This window comes from Thermanaeromonas sp. C210 (assembly GCF_013167955.1).
GTDB lineage: Bacteria > Bacillota > DSM-521 > Neomoorellales > Neomoorellaceae > UBA12545.
In genome coordinates this window covers 696,284-717,764 of sequence record NZ_BLWF01000001.1, presented here as the reverse complement: position 1 = coordinate 717,764, position 21,481 = coordinate 696,284, and the positions used below count along the sequence as shown (strand labels likewise).

General features: G+C 50.0%; 20 protein-coding genes and 1 pseudogene. All 21 read right to left on the bottom strand.

Features of this window, described 5'->3' with window-relative positions; translation table 11 throughout:
- Window positions 1–446 precede the first annotated feature (446 nt).
- Window positions 447–1,838 carry a dihydroorotase gene (locus tag TAMC210_RS03400; RefSeq protein WP_173297375.1) on the bottom strand — a complete coding sequence of 464 codons (1,392 nt, stop codon included), beginning with the start codon at window positions 1,836–1,838 and terminating at the stop codon, window positions 447–449.
- A 28-nt stretch (window positions 1,839–1,866) separates the two neighbouring features.
- The gene (locus TAMC210_RS03395; protein ID WP_173297374.1) at window positions 1,867–2,280 is read right to left on the bottom strand and encodes a DUF2877 domain-containing protein; all 414 of its coding nucleotides are present in this window, start codon (window positions 2,278–2,280) and stop codon (window positions 1,867–1,869) included.
- Between the two features lie 514 nt (window positions 2,281–2,794).
- Entirely contained in the window at window positions 2,795–3,874 is a 1,080-nt protein-coding gene (locus TAMC210_RS03390) for a M42 family metallopeptidase (RefSeq protein WP_173297373.1), read from the bottom strand.
- 15 nt (window positions 3,875–3,889) lie between these two features.
- Complete coding sequence (locus TAMC210_RS03385) at window positions 3,890–5,203, bottom strand: DUF1116 domain-containing protein (RefSeq protein WP_254388484.1); 1,314 nt, start codon at window positions 5,201–5,203, stop codon at window positions 3,890–3,892.
- Window positions 5,204–5,331: 128 nt separating this feature from the next.
- The gene (fdrA, locus tag TAMC210_RS03380; RefSeq protein ID WP_173297371.1) at window positions 5,332–6,888 is read right to left on the bottom strand and encodes an acyl-CoA synthetase FdrA; all 1,557 of its coding nucleotides are present in this window, start codon (window positions 6,886–6,888) and stop codon (window positions 5,332–5,334) included.
- Between the two features lie 13 nt (window positions 6,889–6,901).
- Window positions 6,902–7,666 carry an SDR family NAD(P)-dependent oxidoreductase gene (locus tag TAMC210_RS03375; RefSeq protein WP_173297370.1) on the bottom strand — a complete coding sequence of 255 codons (765 nt, stop codon included), beginning with the start codon at window positions 7,664–7,666 and terminating at the stop codon, window positions 6,902–6,904.
- 13 nt (window positions 7,667–7,679) lie between these two features.
- Window positions 7,680–8,339: a deoxyribose-phosphate aldolase gene (gene deoC / locus TAMC210_RS03370; RefSeq protein ID WP_173297541.1), complete on the bottom strand. Its 660-nt coding sequence runs from the start codon at window positions 8,337–8,339 to the stop codon at window positions 7,680–7,682.
- A 32-nt stretch (window positions 8,340–8,371) separates the two neighbouring features.
- Window positions 8,372–9,175 carry a BtpA/SgcQ family protein gene (locus TAMC210_RS03365; RefSeq protein ID WP_173297369.1) on the bottom strand — a complete coding sequence of 268 codons (804 nt, stop codon included), beginning with the start codon at window positions 9,173–9,175 and terminating at the stop codon, window positions 8,372–8,374.
- 25 nt (window positions 9,176–9,200) lie between these two features.
- Complete coding sequence (locus TAMC210_RS03360; protein ID WP_173297368.1) at window positions 9,201–10,328, bottom strand: SIS domain-containing protein; 1,128 nt, start codon at window positions 10,326–10,328, stop codon at window positions 9,201–9,203.
- Window positions 10,329–10,357: 29 nt separating this feature from the next.
- On the bottom strand, window positions 10,358–11,329 hold the full coding sequence (locus TAMC210_RS03355; protein ID WP_173297367.1) for a carbohydrate kinase family protein: 972 nt from the start codon (window positions 11,327–11,329) through the stop codon (window positions 10,358–10,360).
- Between the two features lie 54 nt (window positions 11,330–11,383).
- Window positions 11,384–12,187 carry an energy-coupling factor transporter transmembrane component T family protein gene (locus tag TAMC210_RS03350; RefSeq protein ID WP_173297366.1) on the bottom strand — a complete coding sequence of 268 codons (804 nt, stop codon included), beginning with the start codon at window positions 12,185–12,187 and terminating at the stop codon, window positions 11,384–11,386.
- Between the two features lie 19 nt (window positions 12,188–12,206).
- Window positions 12,207–13,040, bottom strand: a complete 834-nt coding sequence (locus tag TAMC210_RS03345; RefSeq protein ID WP_173297365.1) for an energy-coupling factor ABC transporter ATP-binding protein — start codon at window positions 13,038–13,040, stop codon at window positions 12,207–12,209.
- Between the two features lie 4 nt (window positions 13,041–13,044).
- Complete coding sequence (locus TAMC210_RS03340) at window positions 13,045–13,914, bottom strand: energy-coupling factor ABC transporter ATP-binding protein (RefSeq protein ID WP_173297364.1); 870 nt, start codon at window positions 13,912–13,914, stop codon at window positions 13,045–13,047.
- 47 nt (window positions 13,915–13,961) lie between these two features.
- Complete coding sequence (locus TAMC210_RS03335) at window positions 13,962–14,681, bottom strand: hypothetical protein (RefSeq protein ID WP_173297363.1); 720 nt, start codon at window positions 14,679–14,681, stop codon at window positions 13,962–13,964.
- Between the two features lie 93 nt (window positions 14,682–14,774).
- Entirely contained in the window at window positions 14,775–15,851 is a 1,077-nt protein-coding gene (locus TAMC210_RS03330; RefSeq protein WP_173297362.1) for a zinc-dependent alcohol dehydrogenase, read from the bottom strand.
- A gap of 6 nt (window positions 15,852–15,857) precedes the next feature.
- Complete coding sequence (locus TAMC210_RS03325) at window positions 15,858–16,487, bottom strand: hypothetical protein (RefSeq protein ID WP_173297361.1); 630 nt, start codon at window positions 16,485–16,487, stop codon at window positions 15,858–15,860.
- Window positions 16,484–16,960: a hypothetical protein gene (locus tag TAMC210_RS13455; RefSeq protein ID WP_254388483.1), complete on the bottom strand. Its 477-nt coding sequence runs from the start codon at window positions 16,958–16,960 to the stop codon at window positions 16,484–16,486. The genes TAMC210_RS03325 and TAMC210_RS13455 overlap by 4 nt, the downstream gene beginning before the upstream one ends.
- A 114-nt stretch (window positions 16,961–17,074) precedes the next feature.
- Window positions 17,075–17,224, bottom strand: a pseudogene (locus tag TAMC210_RS13865) (4Fe-4S dicluster-binding protein); the annotation flags it as partial.
- A gap of 128 nt (window positions 17,225–17,352) precedes the next feature.
- Window positions 17,353–19,020 carry a PucR family transcriptional regulator gene (locus TAMC210_RS03315; protein ID WP_173297359.1) on the bottom strand — a complete coding sequence of 556 codons (1,668 nt, stop codon included), beginning with the start codon at window positions 19,018–19,020 and terminating at the stop codon, window positions 17,353–17,355.
- 1,081 nt (window positions 19,021–20,101) lie between these two features.
- Window positions 20,102–20,488 (bottom strand): carbohydrate-binding protein, encoded by a 387-nt coding sequence (locus TAMC210_RS03310; RefSeq protein WP_173297358.1) that lies wholly within the window; start codon window positions 20,486–20,488, stop codon window positions 20,102–20,104.
- A 108-nt stretch (window positions 20,489–20,596) separates the two neighbouring features.
- Window positions 20,597–21,412, bottom strand: a complete 816-nt coding sequence (locus tag TAMC210_RS03305) for a lipoate--protein ligase family protein (protein ID WP_173297357.1) — start codon at window positions 21,410–21,412, stop codon at window positions 20,597–20,599.
- Window positions 21,413–21,481 lie beyond the last annotated feature (69 nt).

Genomic DNA, 21,481 nt, shown 5'->3' with positions numbered 1-21,481 from the left:
ATTGCAAGCATGGTTCATCTATGGTGTGCACCGGCGGTGGTAGCTGTGGAGGGTACTCTAAAGCTTACAGGTTTCCTGGTCGTTGCAGGCTAACCCGGTTTTCCAGACGGGCTGCAATGCAGCGCGGAAGATGATTGTTCCCGAAAGGAAGTGCTTCCTGGCAAGAGACATTGAATTTCCCAAGCTTACCACCCGATTTAGTCTATATCCGGGCAACGGTCGAGGATAGGAGAAGATTATCCCCTAAGCTTGGGGAAGGTACCTGGAAAAGTACTTCCTCAACGAGAAAACTGGTCAGCTATATCGGTAAAAGAGGTATTAAGTTTGGAAAAGACCAGTTAGGGATTAATGGGGTTATGTGATAGTTATGTGATGAAGATTCAATATAAGCAACCCTACCCCTTACGTGGGCATCCCTCCAACCTTGCTATTCATACAGAGACAATCTACGTGGAACAAACAGTGTTAAGGCAAAAGGTGTTGAGGCAGTTTCCCCGGTGCTCACTATTCTCCCTTCTTCCATCCAAGACCATGACCTCTCCGCGTGCTATAACCGCATAAGGCCAAGCTGTAAAGAGATAGTTCTGGTAGGGAGTATAATCAACTATAGAGCCGGTCTCGCTAGGGTCAAGGTATTTCTTAATTCCGGTTTCCATGATGGTAATATCGGCGTCGCTGCCCACCGCCAGAGTCCCTTTGGCTGGGAACAACCCAAATAATTTGGCCGCATTATAGCTGCTAACCCGAACCACATCAAGAGGAGAAAGGCCCCTCTTGTTTACGCCTTCCGTAAACAGCACCGCCATTATCACAGCGTTGCCCGGGAGTCCGGCCAGCCCACTCCACAATTCTTGCTTGTGGGCCGTGACCCAGGAATTGTGATCCGATCCGATGATAACCGGAACCTGTTTTTCAACCGCCTCCCAAATTTTTTCCCTGTCATCATGGTGTCTGATCGGGGGGCTTACCTTACCCAAACTGCCAAGGCCTGCCTCAACGGTAAGGGCTAGATAATGCGGACATGTCTCCAACACGACCTCCTGGTCCCTGGCTTCTTGAATGCACTCTACAGCTTCCTTCGAGCTCACATGGGCGATGCCAATTCTACATCCGACCTTTCGCGCAAGGTAGAGAACCTTGGCCACAGCTTCACCTTCACAGATCCCCGGCCTGGTCGCCTCCCAAGAGGCCATATCCTGTCTAGTTGGATCGGTTAACCGCCTTGAATAGTAATCAATGAGTTCAGGATTCTCTGCATGGATCATGGGCAAGCCGCCATACTCCTTTAGTTTGACAAATGCCTCCAATATCTGACCATCATTGAGACTGCTCAATCCACCTAAGTTCGCGGCCTCTGCACCCTTATAAGGTAAAAAAATTTTAAAAGAGGTAATGCCCAGATCGTGAATATATCTCTCGATATTGTCCAGGTGAACCTGATTCATCAAGGCTCCGTGGAACTTTATATCAATTAGACTGTGTCTCTTAACCAGTTCAATAAAGCGAGGAAACACCTTTTCCAATGATTCCTGGGTAAAGATATAATTCAGGGCACTGGTTACACCACCGTACAGAGCGGACGAACTTTCGGTCATAAAGTTTTCCTCTTGACCCTGCACTTTAGGCTGCCCTGCTCCGGGCATCTGGCCGAGATGCGAATGGCTGTCGATAGCCCCTGGTAAAACGTAACGACCTTCAGCATCTAATACCCTCCGGGCTCTATCAATTTCCCCTCTCCGTGTCACCCCCACTACTTTCCCGCCAGCCACCAAAATGTCTCCCTCGACAATGTTGTTCCCGTCGACTATTTTACCATTTTTAATTATTAGATCTAGCATGGCTCCCCCTCCCAGCACTTACCATAGGCTAGCTGACTAAATCCTCCACCGATGCCAGGGCCAGGCAAATGCCAGCTAGCATATCGGTTCCTGACGAAGATCCCAACGCCAAAAGCTCCAAAACTCGAGAAGCCAACTCTATGTTGCCTCTTAATATAGCAGTAACAACTTCCAGGGCAGCCTCAGGCAGCTCTCCCACCGTAGCACCGTAAATCTCCCGATAGCCAAAAACGTTAGTGCATTCGCGTGCAACCGCCGCCACTGTTCTCAGACAGTGCTGTGGGAGGCCCCCATGCCCACCGTAGGCTTTCTTCCGCCACCACCAGCCACCTATGAGCCCCGCCAGCAGATCATCGCCGGCCGGCGTGAGACCCGGCCCCAGACCCACCAGCTCCCTGGCAGCCTTTTCTGCGCACCAGGGATCTCTCCGTCTAAGTGCCATCAACAAATCCTCTGCCGCTCTGTACCCCCGGCCCAACCAAAATGGTACTTCGGCCCCTGCGGAAGGTGTGCTTCCCTCACTGCAAAAATGTCTTAGCAATCCGCCGAACCCTTGCAAGTTACCGAAACGGCACCCAATGGCTGCGGCAATGCGAAGCGCCTGAAGAACATCATGCCGTGCACCAAGCCTTACCTCGAGGGTTGTAGTCCTCCACACCGGTGAGCCTTTCAGTAAAATACTTATCCCCGCATCAGGTATAGCCATTTTGCTATCCCCGTAAGTGACAACCATCCCTTTTCTTACCCTAAGCTGCCCTGGCCAGGGTTGAACGTTTATGGCCAGCCAATAACGCGTCCCGCCAACTAGAACACTAAATACCTCCCCCTCAGGGGTTTCCACATTGAAGGCCCTGGAGAACACACTATGGACCCGGCCTACGTGTGAACGCAGCCTTAGTATTGCTTTCACCTTCCATCCTACACTGAAGGCGGCGGTCTGCTGCCACCCGGCTGAACTACAGGGAAACGAATCGGAGGTCAAGGGTACCAAGGCCGCTGATTACCCCTTTCAGTAGTTCTACTGCCCCTACCGCATCATTTATGTCCATAACTTCAGCCGGGGAGTGGGCGTAACGACGGGGAATGGAGATAAATCCGGTAGGTACTCCTTTACCGGCTATGTGAAGTCCAGCTGCATCGGTTGTCCAGTGTCCGACTTCCGCGGCCAGCTGTACTCGAATACCCCTTTCCGCTGCCGCCCTCAGGATTGCACCCTTTACCGCCGGGTGAGCTATCGTGCCTACATAAGCTCTCTGTACACCCTCGGCCAGCTGGATTACGGGGCCACGACCAATCCCGAACTTGCCGGCACCCTCCGCTGAAGTATCGGCAGCCGGTACTGTGTCCAGAACAATGGCACAGTCGGGCTGAAGGCGAGCGGCTGCTATCCTGGCTCCACTCATGGTGGTTTCTTCCTGCACTGTAATTACTCCGTATACTTTTCCGGCAAATCTCAGGGTGCCAAGCTCTTGGAACAGGCGAATTACGATGGCACAGCCTATCCTGTTGTCGATAGCATGACCGCAGATCCGGTCTGGAGTTCCTAACTCCATAAGTGCCCCAGCGTAGGAAACAGGGCACCCAACCTCTATGCCCCACTCCCTAACCTCCACATCACTGTTAGCGCCGATATCTATGTAGAGCTGACTATAGGACCCCCCCTCACCACTAGCAGCCTTTCGTTCTAAGTGTGCTGGCTCGGAGCCGATAACACCATTGATACCGTTTACTATCACCCTGGTTGCCGGGAGTACTGCCTCGCTCACAATACCAATCGTTTGGAATCTAAGTAAGCCGTTGGGTAGAATTTCGCTGACAATGCCCCCCACCTCATCAGCATGGGCCGCCACCATAAGAGTAGGCCCCGGCCGAAGTCCTTCCTTCACCGCATACACGTTGCCGAAATTATCGATCTCAACATTATCTGCAAACGGCTTTATTTTCTTGGCCACAGTTCGAATCACGTCTTGTTCAAACCCCGATACCCCACTAAGAGCAACCAGTTCCGTCAGAATCCGTTTTAGGTCCTCTTTCATCAATCCTCACCTCCTCTAAGTCAGCACTCGTCCCTCCGGCGCATATTTTTCAGCCAGAGCGCGCAGCGCCTTCTCAAAAGCACCCCGCGGAACCCTTACTATACCGGCGCCCACCAGCCCGTGCCCCGGTTCCTTATGTGCTATACCGGTATTAATAATCGGCAGGATACCAGTTTCCACCACTTTGCGCACATCAATTGCAGTCGGTGCTCCGATAAAGGACATATTGGGCAAGCGGTAGCTGTCGTTGGTCCCAACCGTGATCTCGTACATCTCCCTGGTGAGCCTCACAGCATCCTCCGGAGTACCTCCCACAAACTGGACTATAGCCGGAGCCGTACCCATTACGAAAGCACCTATGCCGGCAGTTTCCGTAATGGCGCTGTCCCCGATATCCGGATTTGCATCGCTTTCGGAATAGCCAGGAAAGTAAAGGCCTTGTGGTATGGTGGCCTCTTCTGTAAACCATCTATCACCTAAACCGCTGACCCTGATCCCCACCTCTACGCCGTTTCGCGCGATAGCAGTTACGACGCTGCAGTAGGGAATATTCTCCGCCGCATCCAGAGTGGCCTTACAGGCGGCCATGGCGAGGTTGAGAAAGAAGTGCTCGTGGTTACCTAAGAAAGAAATCACTTCCCGTACCATGCTGCTGTCCAGGTCGCTGTCTACTAACACGGGAGCAGCCTTTTTGAAAAATAAGTTAGTAGCAGCAATATCCCGGTTGTGGCATTCGTCACCCATCTGCAACGCCTGGGCAATAATACTTTTCAAATCAATTCCCTGGAGCCTCTCGATGAGATATTTCATCGCGGGGGCCAACCTGTACTCCATCCATTTTAACCGCTCAATAACCTTATCATCGTAAGCGCCGAACCGGAGGGTTCTGCCCCAGCCTTCGTTCATCGTTGAAAACGCAAGGTTGCCAAAGGTTTCGTTAACCACTACCCATACAGGCATTGAAGGTGAAATTATGCCAGCCATCGGCCCCACAGCGTTCCGCGAATGGCAAGGGGCAAATTCGATTTCACCGCTTACCGCAAGTTTTTCTGCTTCATCAGGTGAAGAAGCCATCCCCTCGTACAGAAGGGCACCGATAACAGCGCCGCGCATGGGCCCGCACATCCTATCCCATTCTATAGGTGGGCCTGCATGCAGAATAGTATTGCTGCTCATGCCAGGAATTACTTTCCTGGCCGGGAGCATGTCTACGACAACTGGTCGTGCTGAAGTGATCCGGATTAAAGCCTCCTGGTTGGCAGACGCTATTTTGCCACCAAGACTGGCCGGATCGATATCATCGGAAAGCTGTGCCACTATGCGCGCCAACTCTGGGTCTCCCCAGCCAGGAGGTTGCCACTCCAAATGAACTGCACTGGTAAAGGGAACGACGCTAGAATAGAACCAATCAAGTCCAATATTTATCACCTTGGGCCCTTGTTTCAATATTCCTGCGTTCATTGTTTGTTAACCTCCAACTCCAGCTTACCTCTACCTGAACTAAGCAATTTCGCCGCCATGAGGGCTGCTTGAGCGTTAGTAGGCGCCACCAGAGCTCCGGCCGTCTTCAGTCTGGTCACCTGCGCGGTATAGTCCTGAGGATCGGCATCAGTACCCACCACATTGAGCACGATATTAAGGTCACGGTTAGTGCGTCGTGCCTCCTTGATCGCTTCACTAATGGGGGGAACAAGTTCGGCTGCCGGGTCCGGGTGGGAACCGAATCCCAATACCACATCCATTAGGATAACGCTTACTCTGGGGTCAGCTACCTCCCGCTGGAATCTCTCCAGGCGGTAGGAAAAGTCAATCATGGGATGCGGCCTGCCTACGGTAAACTCATCACTTCCCATATCAACAATAGTGTTTTCCTTGCTGAAGTTTGGGTCTGCCAGCGTCTCCCCTTCAGGAAGGTTAGAGTAAACGCGTCCGATGCAAGCGCGAAGGATGAGTAAGGCCTCTTCTGCAAGGGTACCACCCGAGAAAAGACCTCGCAAATAGCCCCCCGTTATGTCCAGGGATAAGGTCGGAACACTCCCTTCAACGGTATCAGTCCCAGGCGCCTCTCCTCGTTCAAGGACTACTGCTAGGCGAGCAGCATCCTCGAGTGTTCTGGCCATATACACCCCCCGCCGGGAAGTTGTATTATTATTGCCAAGCAGGCATAGGACTACCGGCTTGCCCATGCCGCCGACCCGGCGGAGTATCTTTTCGGCAACTTGTGGCGCCGGGGGTTTGGACACCAGGACTACGACCTTTGTCTGTTCATCTCTGGCTAGAATTTCCAGGGCGTCTAGGGTGGTTATCCCGCCGACCCCCATGGACAGATCGCGGCTTCCAGTACCAAAGGCGTGGGATATGCCACCGCCCCACCTGTCAACCAGACACATTATCTCCTGCATGCCGGTACCCGAAGCGCCCACTATACCTATGCCCCCCCGCCGTACCGCATTGGCAAAACCCAGGGGCACCCCGCCAATAAACGCCGTGCCACAATCGGGTCCCATAAGCAGCAGTCCTCGCTGATGGGCCAGCCTTTTTAGTTGGATTTCATCTTCCAGCGAAACATTATCACTGAACAGGAACACATGGAGTCCGTTTTTCAAAGCCTTTAGAGATTCAGCTGCTGCATAAACACCAGGTACGGAAATTACAGCTACGTCAGCACCAGGCAAGCTACGGATGCCGGCAGCTAAGTGACGGTACTGAGAGGACGTGGTACTGTTTTTCTCCTCTCCTACCGGCTTTGCCAGCCATTGCTCCGCCTCCCTCAGCGCCCCAGCAGCCGCCTCCTCAGTTTCTGCGCTGACCACTATAACCATGTCGCCCGGCCCCGCTCTTGCGACCGCCTCAGTAAATAGTCCGGCTTCCCGCATTATATCCTTATTCTGTGGTGTCGCCATCATGACCGCTGCCTTGTGCACACCCGCGCAAGCATGGACCCGTCTCGAAATCCACATTAACGCCACCGAATCTTGATAGTATGCCGGTTTTACCAAAGCCTTAATAATCAAACCTCCTCACCCCTTACCAAGCAGTCCAACCACCGTCCACCACTAAGCAGTGACCCGTAACCCAGTCCGACTCCGAGGAAGCAAGGTACAAGGCAGCATACGCTACATCCTCGGGTGTCCCCAAACGGGGAAGCAACGTGCGCGTCAAGTACTCCTTCATAATCTCAGGCGTCTCCCTGAAGGGCTTGGACATTGCGGTTACAATTGTTCCTGGTGCTATTGTATTTACTCTTATGCCTTTCTTGGCGTAATCGACAGCCAACTGCCTCGTCAAATTTATTAGGGCTCCTTTCGAGGCACAATAGGCCGTTGCATTCCCAGTGCCAAGGAGGCCGTGTATAGACGCAATATTGACAATTTTGCCATATCCAGACTTAACCATATGCGGAATTACGGTGCGGCACATATAAAAGCACCCGTATAGATTTACTCTTATCACTTGGTCCCACTCATCATCTGAAACCTCAGTAATAGGATCCCGAATGAAAATGCCTGCTGAGTTTACAAGTATATCAATCCGTTGGTATTCCGACAACACCTGGTCTACCGCACGTTCTACTTCTTCCGTCCGGCTCACGTCGGTTTTTACGTATAGTGCCTCACCACCCATAGTTTCGATTGCCTCTACTGTGCAGGGTTTTTCGCTTTCAAGGCGGGATTCCCGTTGAACATCAAAAATTGCAACTTTAGCCCCCTCTTCAGCGAATTTGATCGCAATGGCCCTGCCAATCCCTGAACTCCCGCCAGTCACAACCGCCACTTTGTTCTTGAGCCGCATAATTTACCTCACCTCACCCTTCCCATGATACTAACGCTACCCCTGCGCTCGTACCCAAACGGTTCGCACCGGCCTCAACCATTCTGATAGCAACTTCATATTCCCGAATTCCACCGGAAGCCTTGATCCCCAAAGATTGACCAACTGCCTCCCGCATAATAACAATATCCTCTACTGTAGCTCCCCTGGGGCCAAAACCTGTTGAGGTCTTCACAAATTGTGCACCAGCTTCCTGCGCCACGCGGCATGCAGTGACAATCTCCTCTCGGCTCAGATATCCCGTCTCCAAGATCACTTTGACTAAAGCGCGGCCTTCACTCACCTCCGTTACCTGCCTTATTTCTTTCTCAACTATCTTAAGATCACCATGCTTAAAAGCACCTATATTCATGACCATATCAAGTTCTTGAGCACCGTCAGCAATAGCGACTTCCGCCTCCATTGCCTTCATTAATGAACTTGTTGCTCCTAACGGAAAACCGATGACTGTGCAAACTTTCACAGGCGTATCTGCTAATTCCTGTGAGGCTATCCGCACATAGCAAGGATTCACACAAACAGCGGCAAAATGGAATTGCCGTGCTTCCTCGCAAAGGCGCTTAATGTCTGGTAGCGTAGCGGTAGGTTTCAGCAAGGTGTGGTCTATTAGAGCTGCCAGCTCATTCCTAGTCAGCACGGCTTGCCTTCCCCCTTCAATCATATACCTTATTTGGCATCCCTGGCAGCAGTAACAGCTTTCATGAACCTTAGCACCCGACTGTCATCCACGCTGTTATATATGCAACCATCTCTCTTCAAATAGGTTCCCACAATTATCCCATCGGCGTACTCCAATGCCGCTCCAACATTATTCGGCGTACACCCTCCTCCCACTAGTATCCGCCGACCCGGTACGCTCCTGCGCGTCGTTTCGATCCACTTCAAGGTCTCCTCAAAACTTCGACCTGTCACAATCACTGCATCGGCTCCCCCCTTGGTAAAGGCTTGCTCTGCCATCTCCTCAACCGTAACCTGGGTTAATGGCCGGCCAGTACGATCAAGTACATCTGCCCATAGTTCAACCTGCGCTCCTATGCGCTTTTTCATCTCAAGCACTTCTTCCATGCATCCCTCGATGAGCCCTTCTGCGCTAACCATAGCTCCAACATAAACCTTAAGCCTTACAAAATCCGCCTCTATAGCATGGGCTATGGCAACGCCGGCTTCGCCGTCGTTTTTTAGTACGCTCACACCCAAAAGACAATTGCGCCCCACCTCTGTGCGTATTGCCTGGCCTATAGACGCCATATACGCCACTATCTCTGGACCAACTTTCCGCTTTCCAGGTAGATCATTCACGTTTTGAATAATTATGCCATCAAAGCCGGCAGAGCACAGCTTTATTGCATCCTCTACAGCAAGCTTCTTGATCTCCTCAACACTTTCACCTTGGTACATATAGGTACCGGGAAGCGCTTTAAGACCTACCATTCCTATAACAGTTTTACGTCTCCCACCGGTGTTTGCCATTATGAACCTTCCTCTCTCCCTTCAACTATTCAACAATGCGCGAATGGAAGATCTGTCTAAAATTCTCTTCGCGTTTCCACGGCTTCCCCTCAAAGTCTAAGGGCACAGTGTTATACTTAACAGCAATATGGTAGGCCAAGAGCTCCAGGGGCACTGAATAGAGGAACGGGCTGAATTCCTCTCTAATATTCCGGATTCCGGTAATACCCCAGACAAAATCCGCATGCTGTTTAACCTCTTCATCATCCTCTTCGGCCACAGCGATCACTTTCCCTCCAACGGTCTTAACCGCCGGCATGATCTCTAGCGAGCGGTCGTGTGAGCAGCCCTTAGGAGCGAGGACGATAACGTGCGTACCTGGCCGCGTTACAAAATACTGCGCATGAGCCCACTCCTCTATACCCTGGGGTATACTTACAAATCCAGCCGCCTCCAGAAGCTTCATTGTTCCAAATTGTGCTGTACCGTAGTTGGGTCCGCTACCGAGAATATGGTAAATATCCACTTCCTCGCTGTGTATATATTCACCTATTGTAATGTAATTGGCCTCGATTGTAGCCCGCATCGGAGCAGCTAAGTCTTTAAGGTAAGCTTTCAGCTCATGTTTTTCTGTTGGAGTGATTGCACCCAACCTTTCTCCAAGGGTCAAAGCAAAGGCTGCGAGAGCCACCAGTGAGCCCAGGTACGAACGAGTGCCAGGCAGCACCCCTACAACCGACGGTATCTTAACCTCCACTACGCTTTTCGATTGTTCAGCCAGCCTGCTTCGTGTGTTTCGTGTTATGCCAATCGTCCTCGCCCCTTGCCTATTTGCGCGAACAACACACTCCACCGTCCGTGCCACTTCGCCGGAATTGGACACTGCTAGCACTACGCTTCTAGGATTGACACTGGAGTAGATATAACGCGAGAACTCCAAGGCTTGCCAAACCTGCGTTTCGACTCCAGTATACCTTACAAAAACCTGTTGGCACGCCAGTCCAGCATAAAACGAGTCGCCACACCCCACAATATAGATTTTTTCAGGTCTAACCCAATCAGGTGCCTCCAAAATTTTATTAATTTGTTGCTCCAAGTCCGCCACTCCGGACACCAGGAGTTCTGTTTGCTCTCTAATTTCTTTTAGCATAAGCTCCAGGGCGGAATTAACCATACCTGAACCTCCTATTGCATAATTCTTAGCTAACAGCCTGCAGCGGCCAACATCTCTTTCAACTTTGCTAGACGCTTGCGAATAATTTCTCGATCATACTGTAATATCGAAATTGCTCCAAAATCCTCCAATGCCACAGATGCCGAAACAGTTCCATAAAGTGCCGCCGTTATGGGATCATTTGTTTCAACCAGCCCTTCTAAAAACCCCCCGCAAAAAGCATCTCCTGCACCTGTAACATCCACCACTTTTTCAGCAGCGCTGGGGACGTGGCAGAACGCGCCTTTATCTGCATCATAAAGTAGCACACCTCTTTCCCCCAGTTTCAATGCAACAATCCGAGGTCCCATACCAGCCAACTCTTGCAAGTGCACCTTATAGTGCTCAATGGATTCGAGTCGCCCGTCAAGCCCCATAAGGCCCGCTAATTCATCCTCACTGGGCAAAAAGACATCAATGGTGCGCAATATTCTTCGCCAGCGCTCCCAGTGCCTAGGCTCAACCCATTCGTGGTGAGGATCAAGTAAAATCACCTTACCAGTGCTGCCTAGTTTTTCTATTATTTGTTCCTGGGATGGCAGGGGCATCGGAGCCACATGGAAACCAACCGCTTCTTTCAAAAATGTAACCGGTATATCTTCTGGTCTTGGAGCCAATTGTTCATATCTTCCTCCACCTATTTGGGGTATGAAGTAGCGGTACCCTTTTCGGTCATATAGAGCCCAGATATGAATAGTTGCATCATCTGTTCTAACTATGCCGGTAAGGTCCAGACCAAGATCTTTGAGTCTACTAATAATGGCATTATTATAATCGTGGCCGATCCGTGCTACGAGTCCCACCCCTCGAGTCTCACTGCACCATAGAATAGCGCCTGCGGCTGCATAAAGCGCCGCACCACCAGGGCTATCAAAGTACGTGCGTCCATCCGGCAGGACGACGTCGTCCAGGGTGAGATGCCCGATAAAAACCGTCCTCCCCCGAAAAAGATTCGTGTCCAAATCACGATCCCTCCATGTCCCTGTCCAATCCCCTACATCGAACCTCTATTTTTGTTACAGGTAACCCTTTACCAGTATACCGATGCCTAATATCCTGCATATAATTCCCCCTACCAGTGCTAATAAGCAAATAAACATAACCCATTTATCAACCTCCTGAAAACCTATTTCAAAGATACTTGTCCTCCTTGGTCTTGCACCAAATCCTCGGCAATCCATAGCAACGGCCAGGGATTGGGTCAGACCAAAACTACGAAGTAGGAGTGGGCCTATGACACCTACATACTTAATTGCCTTTGAGAAGGATGAACCCCTTTCCAGATCAAGTCCTCTTGCTCTTTGGGCCTCACTAATGGTTAACCTTTCAGCATTAATCAGGGGTACAAACCGTATCGCCGATGATAAGGCCATCCCCGCTTTATAAGGCAAACCCATCCTTAACAGCCCTAGCATCATTTTTTGTGGAGAAGTCGTCATCATCCAAACAGCCGCCGCCGTCACCATAAGGGCCACCCTTAGGCCCATAGCAAGGCCGAAGAGAATTCCGTCCCATGTAATTTCATACTCAAATACGTGAAAGGCAACGGCACCTTGTTTGATATAAAAGGGCCAGATAAGTACCCCCAGTAGAAGAAACCATACCGACGCTAGCAAAAAGGGAACTAGAGCTCTTAGCTCTAAACGGGCCAGCAACCCCATTCCTATGACTAGGAGCAAAAATATAGCCAGGGGTACAGGGTGATTAAAAAGCAGGCTCAAAAGAAACATACTTACTAGCCAAACCAACTTGGTACGCGGATCTAGATTATTATGGATGTAGGAATCCTTTTCGATATAAATGCTGTACCCTACAGGCATCTTGGTCTCCCCTTTATGCTCAACATGTTTTACACAGTGTTAGGAGCGCCTCATACATTTCTTGCGAGGTCAGAACGTCATCTGGTACGCCCCACGGAGCAAGCTCACGAGCCAAACGCAATATCTGGGGCTGCTTGATAAAGGCTGCATCTAGAAGAGCCTTCTCTCTTAAGATTTCCCTTGTCGGTCCGTCAGCTATCACTCTACCATTGGACATTACTACAGTTCGGGGAACGTACGCGGCTACTATAGCCATATCATGGGTAATCACTATTACCGTATGACCCTGCTGATTCCAACTTTTAAGGAGATCCATTATTTTTCTGGCACCCCGTTTATCCAATCCCGTCGTAGGCTCGTCTACTATCAAGATTGGAGAACCCATGGCAATAACTGAGGCTATGGCCAACCTTTGGCGTTCGCCTCTACCGAGAGTAAAAGGATAGCGATCTTTCTTATCCTCTAGCTCAGTAACCTTTAACGCTTCAGACACATTCCGGTCAATTTTGTCTGGTGCCAAGCCCAAGTTTCGAGGTCCGTAAGCTACCTCCTCGTATACGGTGCGACAGAATAGTTGGTGATCAGGATTTTGGTAGCAATAACCCACCAACTTAATGATCTCGGTAGTAGGCATTCCACGTATGTCTTTACCCATTATGAACACATTGCCTTCTGTTGGCTTATACAAGCCGTTAAAGTGCTTGGTTAGTGTGGTTTTACCAGCACCGTTTTGCCCGATAATGGCGAGGAAATCTCCCTGCTTAACTGTTAGGTTAACATCTATTAGTGCATAATCTCTGGAGTTGGGATACTTAAAAAAAAGTTTTTCGGTCTTAATAACCGTGCTTTCCATTAACTTAGCACCTCTCAAGAAGGGTACTGAGTACCCCAAGAGCTTCTTTCTCGTAAGGTGTCACTGAATTCAAAGCTATATGGCCTGCTTCCTCCAACATATGCAACAGCTCTACTACCTGAGGCACCGGAATTTCGCCTTCGTTATCACGAGCAAAAATATCCTTCCTTTGGAATAGTTGCCCAGGCGTATCGTCGCCAATCACTTCACCAGCCCTCATAATGATCAGACGGTCACACACCTCAACGAGCTCCTCTACGGCCTGCTCGACTACTATGACCGTTATGCTTTTTTCGTCTCGCAAACGTCTGATAGTAGCAAATACTTCTTCTCTCCCCACAGGGTCCAATTCTGACGTAGGTTCATCCAAGATTAAAAGCTCAGGTTCCATCATGAGAGCGCCTGCTATTGCCAGACGCTGTTTTTGACCACCAGATAGGCTATAAGTTTCGCGATTCTCCAGTCCGGTCAGCCGCACTTTTTGTAACAAAGGACTTGCTTTAGCCAGTATTCGTTCGCGCGGCCACTCCAGGTTCTCCGGTCCGAAGGCTAGATCTTCAATTACTGTCAACCCAATTATTTGCGCCTCAGGATCTTGCAATACCATAGCTACCCTTTCGGATAGTTGTGCGGGTGTGCATTTCTTGGTATTCATACCGCATATGTTTATTTCTCCTCGCATTTTACCGCTAATTGTATGCGGAATGAGCCCTTTTAAACAGTAACAAAGAGTAGTCTTGCCTGCCCCAGAAGGTCCTATAATTCCCACAAATTCTCCCCGATTTATAGTTAAATTAATATCCTTTAACACCCATTCATCGCTAGCCATATAACGAAAGGATAAATTCCTGACCTCAACGATTGTATCACTCATGGCATATCCCCCGCTGCCTAGTGGTAGTGAATGCTAATTCTCAGTTTTTATTCTTCCTCGCCTACTTGGTACCTGTCTTGCCAATACATGCCGCGGCTCTTAACAATCGGATAAAGAATAGGCATTAAGATCGCTGATACCACAGCAGCAGTTAGCATGTGGTTAATGATTATACTCGCGGTAACACCCGCCCAGGCCACCGCCGGTGGAACAGTATGGGTAAAGTCGAGCCAACCAGGTATTACTATAGCGTGAATAATAGGTCCAATTATAATACCCCAAACATAAAAGCTAATCACATTACTAGCCTTTTTGAAATCTGCATTCTTAACCATCTTGTAAGGCAGCCATGTTACAAACGTATGGCTTAGGAAGCCAGCCACCGATCCTACTGTCAAGGCTCCGGATATGGCATCACCTACTGGCATTGAAAAAGTAACCCCAATTGCGCCTGGAAGACCAAAAAGGACCGAAAGTATTGGAGCCAGAGCAAGAGTGGGATTGAAGCCTCCTATACCTGGCACAAACTGAAACTGTATAGGCCTACCTACGATGTATAAAGCAGCGCAGATTGCTATAGTTGCCACTGTAGTTGCATCCCATTTTACATTGTTCTTCACAATTCCCTTAGAAGTAATAGTGCGTCCACTCAGTTCCATAACCCAAATGATAACGGCTATAATCATGCCCACTAGTGCTAAGGTTATCATAAGAGTATGAACCGGACCACTGCCTGTCACAAGATTCCCGAGAAACGAAAACTGCATTTTGCTCCCCCTTTCAATACTGGGTCTACTTGTAAATTTTTAGGCTAGGCATAGCGAGGAAATATGCCATGAGTGAATATTGCCCTCCTTTCTTCATGGTTTTATCGCTACTCTTATGGCTTCACCTGTGTTGTTCATATAGAACTTCAAAGCTTCTTCTGCCTGATTAAGTGGATAAACGTGCGTTACCATCTTTTCAACGGCGTATTTCCTCGAGTTGATAATACTAACAGCTGTTTCTGTGTCCCAGGACTGTCCCAAGCCGCCTATGACCCGTAATTCTTTAAAGACAATTAGATCCGTTGTGAGGGGATTTTGTTCAAAACCACAAGTTCCAACCATTATTACCCTCCCAGCAGGTCGGGCCAACTCTAGAGCTAGCTCCATCATATGAGCCGCACCCGTTGTCTCTATTACCACTTCGGCCATCCCTTTGTTAGTTATATTACTAACTGCCGCAATGGGGTCTTGAACCGTAATATCAATGTTATAGTCCGCGCCGTATTCCCGTGCCAGTTCCCATTTGCGCGGATTTCGCGTTTTCCCGACCACAATAATGGGATGGGCACCAGCCTCTTTAGCAGCAATGACTGAAGCCAGACCTTGCGCGCCGGGGCCCAGAATCACCACCGCTTCTCCGAAACGAACTCCTCCCAGCCTGCGAACCCAGCGGACACCATTGCCCAAAACCGCAGACATACATGCCGCCTCTGCAGGTATCTCGGGTTTGATGAGGTGTACTCTTGCTCCCGGGGCTCCGTACAGATACTCACTATATGCTCCCCATAAATGAGGAGGGGTGTCGCAACTGACGTTCACACCATAAACCCGCGAATTCTGGCAAAACTGGTACAGACCATTGAGGCAATAATAGCATTTCCCACAAATTATATAGGGCTCTACTGTCACCCTGTCCCCTACCTTAACACCATAATACTCGGCTGCCTTGTGACCGATCTCAGCTATGCGGCCTACAACCTCGTGTCCCAGGATAAGAGGAAATCGTGTCTTTTTATTACGACCCTCGTACTCTATGGGATCGCCTCCACAAATACCCACCATTTCCACTTTCAACAGAAACTCATCTGGTCCAATCTTAGGTAGAGGGAATTCTTTAAGAACCATTCTCTTAGGTCCTTCTAATACTATAGACCTACTCTTGAGGGCCATCCCAAACTACTCCTCCTTGTTGGCCATCTTGGCTAGTAGTTCTGCAGCCCTCTCAGGATTCAACACCCCACAATGACAATTAGCCGCTAATTGCCGGGCCGCAGCCTTCGGTGACAACTTACCCTTTTCCACCTGCTCCACCATATACTTTACAAGGTTGAAACTGACCATGCCATGACCACACATAGTACTGATCTCCAGTACTTCCCTTTCTGGCAACCGGTCAACCTTACCCCACACCCCCAGCGAGTATTCGACAGTATGACGCTGTAGACCGGCCTTCCGGCAACAATCATCTACACTTTCTAAAAGGCCCGAAACCACTACCGACATCCCCAGGTCGGCTTCTCTGAGCTCATTCAACAACTTCGCAACGGTCTCTACGTCAGTAAAGACACCATGGACTATAGAGTTATCCTGGATGCCGGCCAGCACTTTATCGCGCCCCACCGAAATAACATTACCCGTCTTCATGTCCCCAAAGTTTACAGGGTTGTATTTCAAGAGAATCTCAAGAAACTTGCGCAGTTTCTCGGCCGCTCCCTCCCGGTTTATATCCTGCGCTGCCATAGCAAATACAACGTAGTCATGCCTTAAATTATCTTTAGTACCAACCCGGTGTAATGTATGAGTCATTTAACTTCACTACCTTTCCTACCCGTTTCCGCCAGAGGTCTACCCAGACCAACATTAGTTTTACCGTTCAAGCTGGGCTCGAATCCCGCCGCCCTGGCTAATTCGGCTGCCGGCGCCACATTATTCTTATCTATCCGGCAGATGAGGTCAAGACTGAAGAGAGTATCGATCTCGAAGGAAACTTCCCGCAACGCTTTTAAGACTTCCTGCATTTTGTCCAAGGGCACCTCAAACTCAACAATAGCCGATAGCACCTTTTCGTCGAGCACGTCGTCGCGAAGCTTTCCACTAGTTTTGTCGATCATAAGACTGGTAACTGGATTCTTTTCTTCGAATTTTACACCCAGTCTGGCCATGGTCATGGCCACCTTTTCCACATCGCGGAAACGGGCGCCTGTGCCCGGACGCCCCAATTCCACGGCAATCCCCGCATATCCTTCCTTGAAGCGGCCGGTCACATCATTAGTCTTCATTTCCTCAGTGCCTCGCCCCGGAACTCCGGTAGTGCTGTGAGATTGTAAGGGATCGCTGAATACCCCACGTACTGCACGCGGCCAGGTTAGCTCTTCTTTTTGTAACGCATCTACGGGACAAGCTCCTGAATAATAGCATATATTGCACTCAACACACTCTTCTTTGTTTACTGTCACATGATCTTTCTCCAATGTCAAAGCATTCATGGGGCAGTAATGAGTGCATTCGCCGCATCCAATACATGTCTCGATATCTACCCGCATCAACATCATCCTTCCCCGATTTCACAACTTTGTACGATGTATTTTTCTCTAAGCGAAGGTTGGTCTCCTTCAGGAAAATTTGATAAATGTGGCGCCTAATTTTCAGGGAATTCTACTAAGTTCTCGGCTTAAGAACTGTAGGCCTCCATCTGCGCAATCTTTAAAGCCACCTGTAAATTTAAGCGTTGTTCGGGATCGTCTAGGTTTATTCCTGTTATCTCCTGAATCTTCTCCAGCCGGTATACAACGGTATTGTAGTGGGCAAACATCTCCCGTGCCACTTTGCTAATATTGCCATTGCATTTGAAGAACATCTCAAGTGTAGGTATCAACTCCGTGTGGTGAGCACGGTCGTAGTCTTGTAAAGGGAGAAAAGTTTCTTCTAGAAATCTGCGCATTTCTTCCTGGGTGCCCTGACAAAGCAGCCGGTAAATACCTAGATCATCAAAGTGAGTAACTTGTCCATCGCCCTTAACAATGCGGCCAATCTCCATGGCCCTCCGAGCCTCCAAGTAGCTTTGTTTCATATCGAGGAGATTAGGGTAAAATCTACCTATTCCTATAGAACAAGTTATTTTAGGGGCTGATTGACGTAATCCCTGTTGTAAGTTCGAGGCCACCTTATGCATTTTTTCCTTAATAGCCCGGTTGCTCCAGGTAGCTTTGACTCGAACCAGCAATATAAAATGGTGCCCCCTTTCCCCCAATATATAGAACTCGTGATTTTGCTCCATTACATTCACTATTGTGCGCCGTAGTTGTTCCTTGAGCTTAATAAGGGCCGTATTGTTCGCCTTGGATGATCCCGATAATACCTGTTCATACTTATCAATCCCGATTAACAGAAGATTAAAGCTATCTTCAAGATCCCAGCCAACCGGCGCTGCTCGTTCCAAAAGTTCATCAAGGCTCTGAATGTCACCCTGTATCCAGTCATATAAAAGTTCGTTGCGATATTTTGTCTCCACGCCCTTGACCGCTTCGCGGTTAAGCAAAACGAGGGCTGCCAACGTACTTGCTTGCTCTATAGAAATGAGGTCTATTTCGCGTAGTGGCCTGTTTTCTTCTAATACTGCAATGTATCCAAATAACGTGCTGCCATGGACTACGGGGCATATAACCTGACAGACCTTCTTATCGCCCGTGATAAGCGTTTCCCTCTTCATGCGCCATTTTTTGGAATTATTATCCGCAAGCTTCAAACAGCGGTTTGAGTGTATCAACGGGGGGACATTTGGCGAAGTGGCAAGTATTTTGCCGTCGGCGTCAAATATAATAGCAGGATTGCTCACCAGCCGCGATAAAGCACCAGCTACTTCTCTTAATCCTCCCCCTTCAAGAAGTACGGCCATGATTTGTTCGTGAGCTTCCACCGTCTTCTTTAAGAGAGAGGTCTGCCGATTTACAAGTTCAGTATAGATACCTTGCAGTAGCTTGGGATGGGAAGCGTCCGGCGGAAGTTCAATTAGGGGAATTGCATGTTCGTTTGCTGCGTCTATCATGGCCACTGGTATTACGTCCAGATAACGCTTAGGTTTAACCGCCAAAGCAGCCAGGCCGCGTTTGGCTAGTTCTGGTATCAGCTGTTCTTGAGCAACAGGGTCATCTTTGATAGAGAAACCGGTCGTAAGCAGCAACTGTCCTTCCTTCACCCAAGGGAGAACGTCCGGTACCTCCATTACGTTTACACTTGTTATGATCCGGTTCAAGCCCTCCCGGCCACCGACTACTTTCGCACCATAAAAACAATCGAGAGTCAGAGCGTATTCAACAGAAAATCCATAAAGGGCATCCATATCGTAATTCTCCCCCATCTTAATCTTTTGCTAGCTTCTTTCTTTTAACTTTGGGGTGGGGCCGGAAAATATCCAGTTCCTCCCCTGGCCAGTAAACTTTCTTGTGATTTATGATAAGGCTATAGTCTTCGAAAGTCCAGCCAAATAAGGTATAACATATAGTGGTATCAGGCCTAACTTAATACATACTAAGTTACCTGGAGTGATATTTATCTACACAACGTAACTCCAGTTTATCCTTGTCTCAGCACGGGACACAACAAAAAGCAGGGTAAGAAGGTAGCAACTGAACAGAGGAAGTGAGGGAAGTAAAGGCGGATAAAGATGCGGTGGAAGGGGCCAAGTAACCCTGGTCGGTGCACACGGGAACCCAACTCTGGGAAAGGTTGGAGCTGGAAAAGTTATTAGGCGACGTAGGTACTAATGAAAGATCACGACAGATGATTTGATTAAGGTAATGGTGCTGAACAGGTTAACAAATGCGGCTTCGGAGCATGGCATGCCCAGTTGGGTGAATACCACGGCTCTAGAATATGTCATGGAGCTAACCTTTCTAGTCTTGTGGAAGTCTCTATGTAGTATAACCTTGCCCTAACCTTGCCCTCCTTTAGGAGAACCATCCCAAGGCGAAGGGATGCCTTACTTAGCTGGACGGTCAAGGCCGAAAAACTTGATACATCTAGTCCCTTTTGACACAGGCTGTGAACGCCTTTCGCACTCTGAAAAGCCCATTTGCCGAGAAGGCCATATTCCACCGGCTAAAGAACTAGGTGTGGGAACACATATTCCTCTACGTTTTGGCCTATCATCTTCTGGTGGCCATAGAGAAGACCGCGCACAAAAAGGGTGCACCTCGGTTGGAGAACAGTGCGGGAAGCGGAGCTGGGAGAGCCTTCTGCTAAGCTTGGCGTACCCCCAAAAACCAACTAAGACGAGGTTAAACGACTGATAGTGACTGACCAAGACTAAAATGCCTTGATATTACGAGTTTCTAAATCAAAAGTGCACAAGGGCTAACGTGGGAGCTGCGCTTCCTCAGCCCCCGCGGTCCCCCTTGCCCGAGCGTACCGGCACGGATGCTTCATACCTGCCGATCACCTTTGTGAATGATAAAGCTCCAGTTAAGGCCGTTGTTGTTGTCCCAATTGTTGGCGCTGTCTTTGAAGCAAAGGTGGAAGCGGTCGTAATCCTCCGAGATGCGGATGTTTTTAACCCACCCGTAGCCGGTGCGTTCCATGGGATAATCGTAAATGCCCTCCCAATTGTGGGGGTCGCCGTACCCCGTCCGCATCCAGACTTGGTCGGCCCCGCACTGTGACAGCAGGCCGTAGTACAGAACGGTCACTTCGCTCCCGGCGGTAATAGGCACCGGGTCCACAACTACCCCGCCGGGATATTCGGCCGCCCGCATACTCTCCAGCCTGGTGCGATCTTCATTTACGAAACGGCTGCGACCTCTGTCGCCCATTTATTTTACCTCCCTGGAAATACATAAGGAAATTCTCCTGTCCTATAGCATTTCCCGGGGAGGCTGAGCCTATGCTGGGTTGTAAGGGCGCCAGGGGCAACGTCGGAGCTAGCGCCGCCAGTTCCATTCCCGGCTGGCGTATTTCCGGCGCAATTCCTCCACCCGGGACTTTTCCCGCGGCGTCAACTCGCCTAACACCAGATGAACGGCATAGACTTCGGCAAAGGCTCTGGTGATGGCCTCCTTCACTTCTGCCGGGTCAACCGGGCGACCCAGGACCTCCCAAAGGCCGCAAGCCTGCAGCGCAAACTTTTCCTTAAGCCTTTCCCGCCTTGCGGAAGAAGAAAAACGCAACACGGCGAACAAGTCGTCTACGTTAAGCTCCAGTACGATGGAGCCGTGCTGGAGCAGTACCCCGCCCTTCCTGGTCTGGGCGCTTCCCACCATTTTCCGGCCGGCCACGGTGATTTCATACCAGGACGGGGCGTCAAAGCAGGCCGCGCTGCTGTGTTCGCCCATGTTTTTCCGGCCTGAAGCCACCTCCACGGGGGCCCCCAGGCTTTGGAGCCCCCGGGCTAACACCCTGGCGATGCGGAGGTAAGAGGGCAAAATTCCCCCCGCGACCAAAGGGTGGTCTTCCCTTACCACAACACTATAGGTCACTTCCCGGTCGTGGAGCACCGCGCGGCCCCCCGTCAGGCGCCGCACCAGCCCCAACCCCTTTTTCTCCAGGGCAGCCACGTCGATTTCCTTCTCCAGGGACTGGCCGTAGCCTAAGGAGATGGTCGGCGGGTCCCACCCGTAGAAGCGTACGGTAGGGGGTACCGCGCCGACCTGGTGGGCCCGCAGGATGGCCTCATCCACCGCCATATTGGTGGCTCCATCGGCTATTCCGGTGTCGAGGAGGCGCCAGTTCTCGGCCATAGCCCTAATTTCACCCTAAGTTCCTTTCAACCATGACGGGCAATTTCCTGCCTAATCCTTAGTTTTTTT

Coding starts and splice junctions, on each gene's coding strand:
- TAMC210_RS03390 (WP_173297373.1), bottom strand. CDS start 3,874: ATGAAAGAGGACCTAAAACGGATTCTGACGGAACTGGTTGCTCTTAGT.
- TAMC210_RS03345 (WP_173297365.1), bottom strand. CDS start 13,040: ATGGAAAGCACGGTTATTAAGACCGAAAAACTTTTTTTTAAGTATCCC.
- TAMC210_RS03400 (WP_173297375.1), bottom strand. CDS start 1,838: ATGCTAGATCTAATAATTAAAAATGGTAAAATAGTCGACGGGAACAAC.
- TAMC210_RS03340 (WP_173297364.1), bottom strand. CDS start 13,914: ATGAGTGATACAATCGTTGAGGTCAGGAATTTATCCTTTCGTTATATG.
- TAMC210_RS03315 (WP_173297359.1), bottom strand. CDS start 19,020: ATGGATGCCCTTTATGGATTTTCTGTTGAATACGCTCTGACTCTCGAT.
- TAMC210_RS03395 (WP_173297374.1), bottom strand. CDS start 2,280: ATGGCACTTAGACGGAGAGATCCCTGGTGCGCAGAAAAGGCTGCCAGG.
- TAMC210_RS03375 (WP_173297370.1), bottom strand. CDS start 7,666: ATGCGGCTCAAGAACAAAGTGGCGGTTGTGACTGGCGGGAGTTCAGGG.
- TAMC210_RS03310 (WP_173297358.1), bottom strand. CDS start 20,488: ATGGGCGACAGAGGTCGCAGCCGTTTCGTAAATGAAGATCGCACCAGG.
- TAMC210_RS03305 (WP_173297357.1), bottom strand. CDS start 21,412: ATGGCCGAGAACTGGCGCCTCCTCGACACCGGAATAGCCGATGGAGCC.
- TAMC210_RS03360 (WP_173297368.1), bottom strand. CDS start 10,328: ATGGTTAATTCCGCCCTGGAGCTTATGCTAAAAGAAATTAGAGAGCAA.
- TAMC210_RS13455 (WP_254388483.1), bottom strand. CDS start 16,960: ATGAAGACTAATGATGTGACCGGCCGCTTCAAGGAAGGATATGCGGGG.
- TAMC210_RS03325 (WP_173297361.1), bottom strand. CDS start 16,487: ATGACTCATACATTACACCGGGTTGGTACTAAAGATAATTTAAGGCAT.
- TAMC210_RS03335 (WP_173297363.1), bottom strand. CDS start 14,681: ATGCAGTTTTCGTTTCTCGGGAATCTTGTGACAGGCAGTGGTCCGGTT.
- TAMC210_RS03365 (WP_173297369.1), bottom strand. CDS start 9,175: ATGGCAAACACCGGTGGGAGACGTAAAACTGTTATAGGAATGGTAGGT.
- TAMC210_RS03330 (WP_173297362.1), bottom strand. CDS start 15,851: ATGGCCCTCAAGAGTAGGTCTATAGTATTAGAAGGACCTAAGAGAATG.
- TAMC210_RS03350 (WP_173297366.1), bottom strand. CDS start 12,187: ATGCCTGTAGGGTACAGCATTTATATCGAAAAGGATTCCTACATCCAT.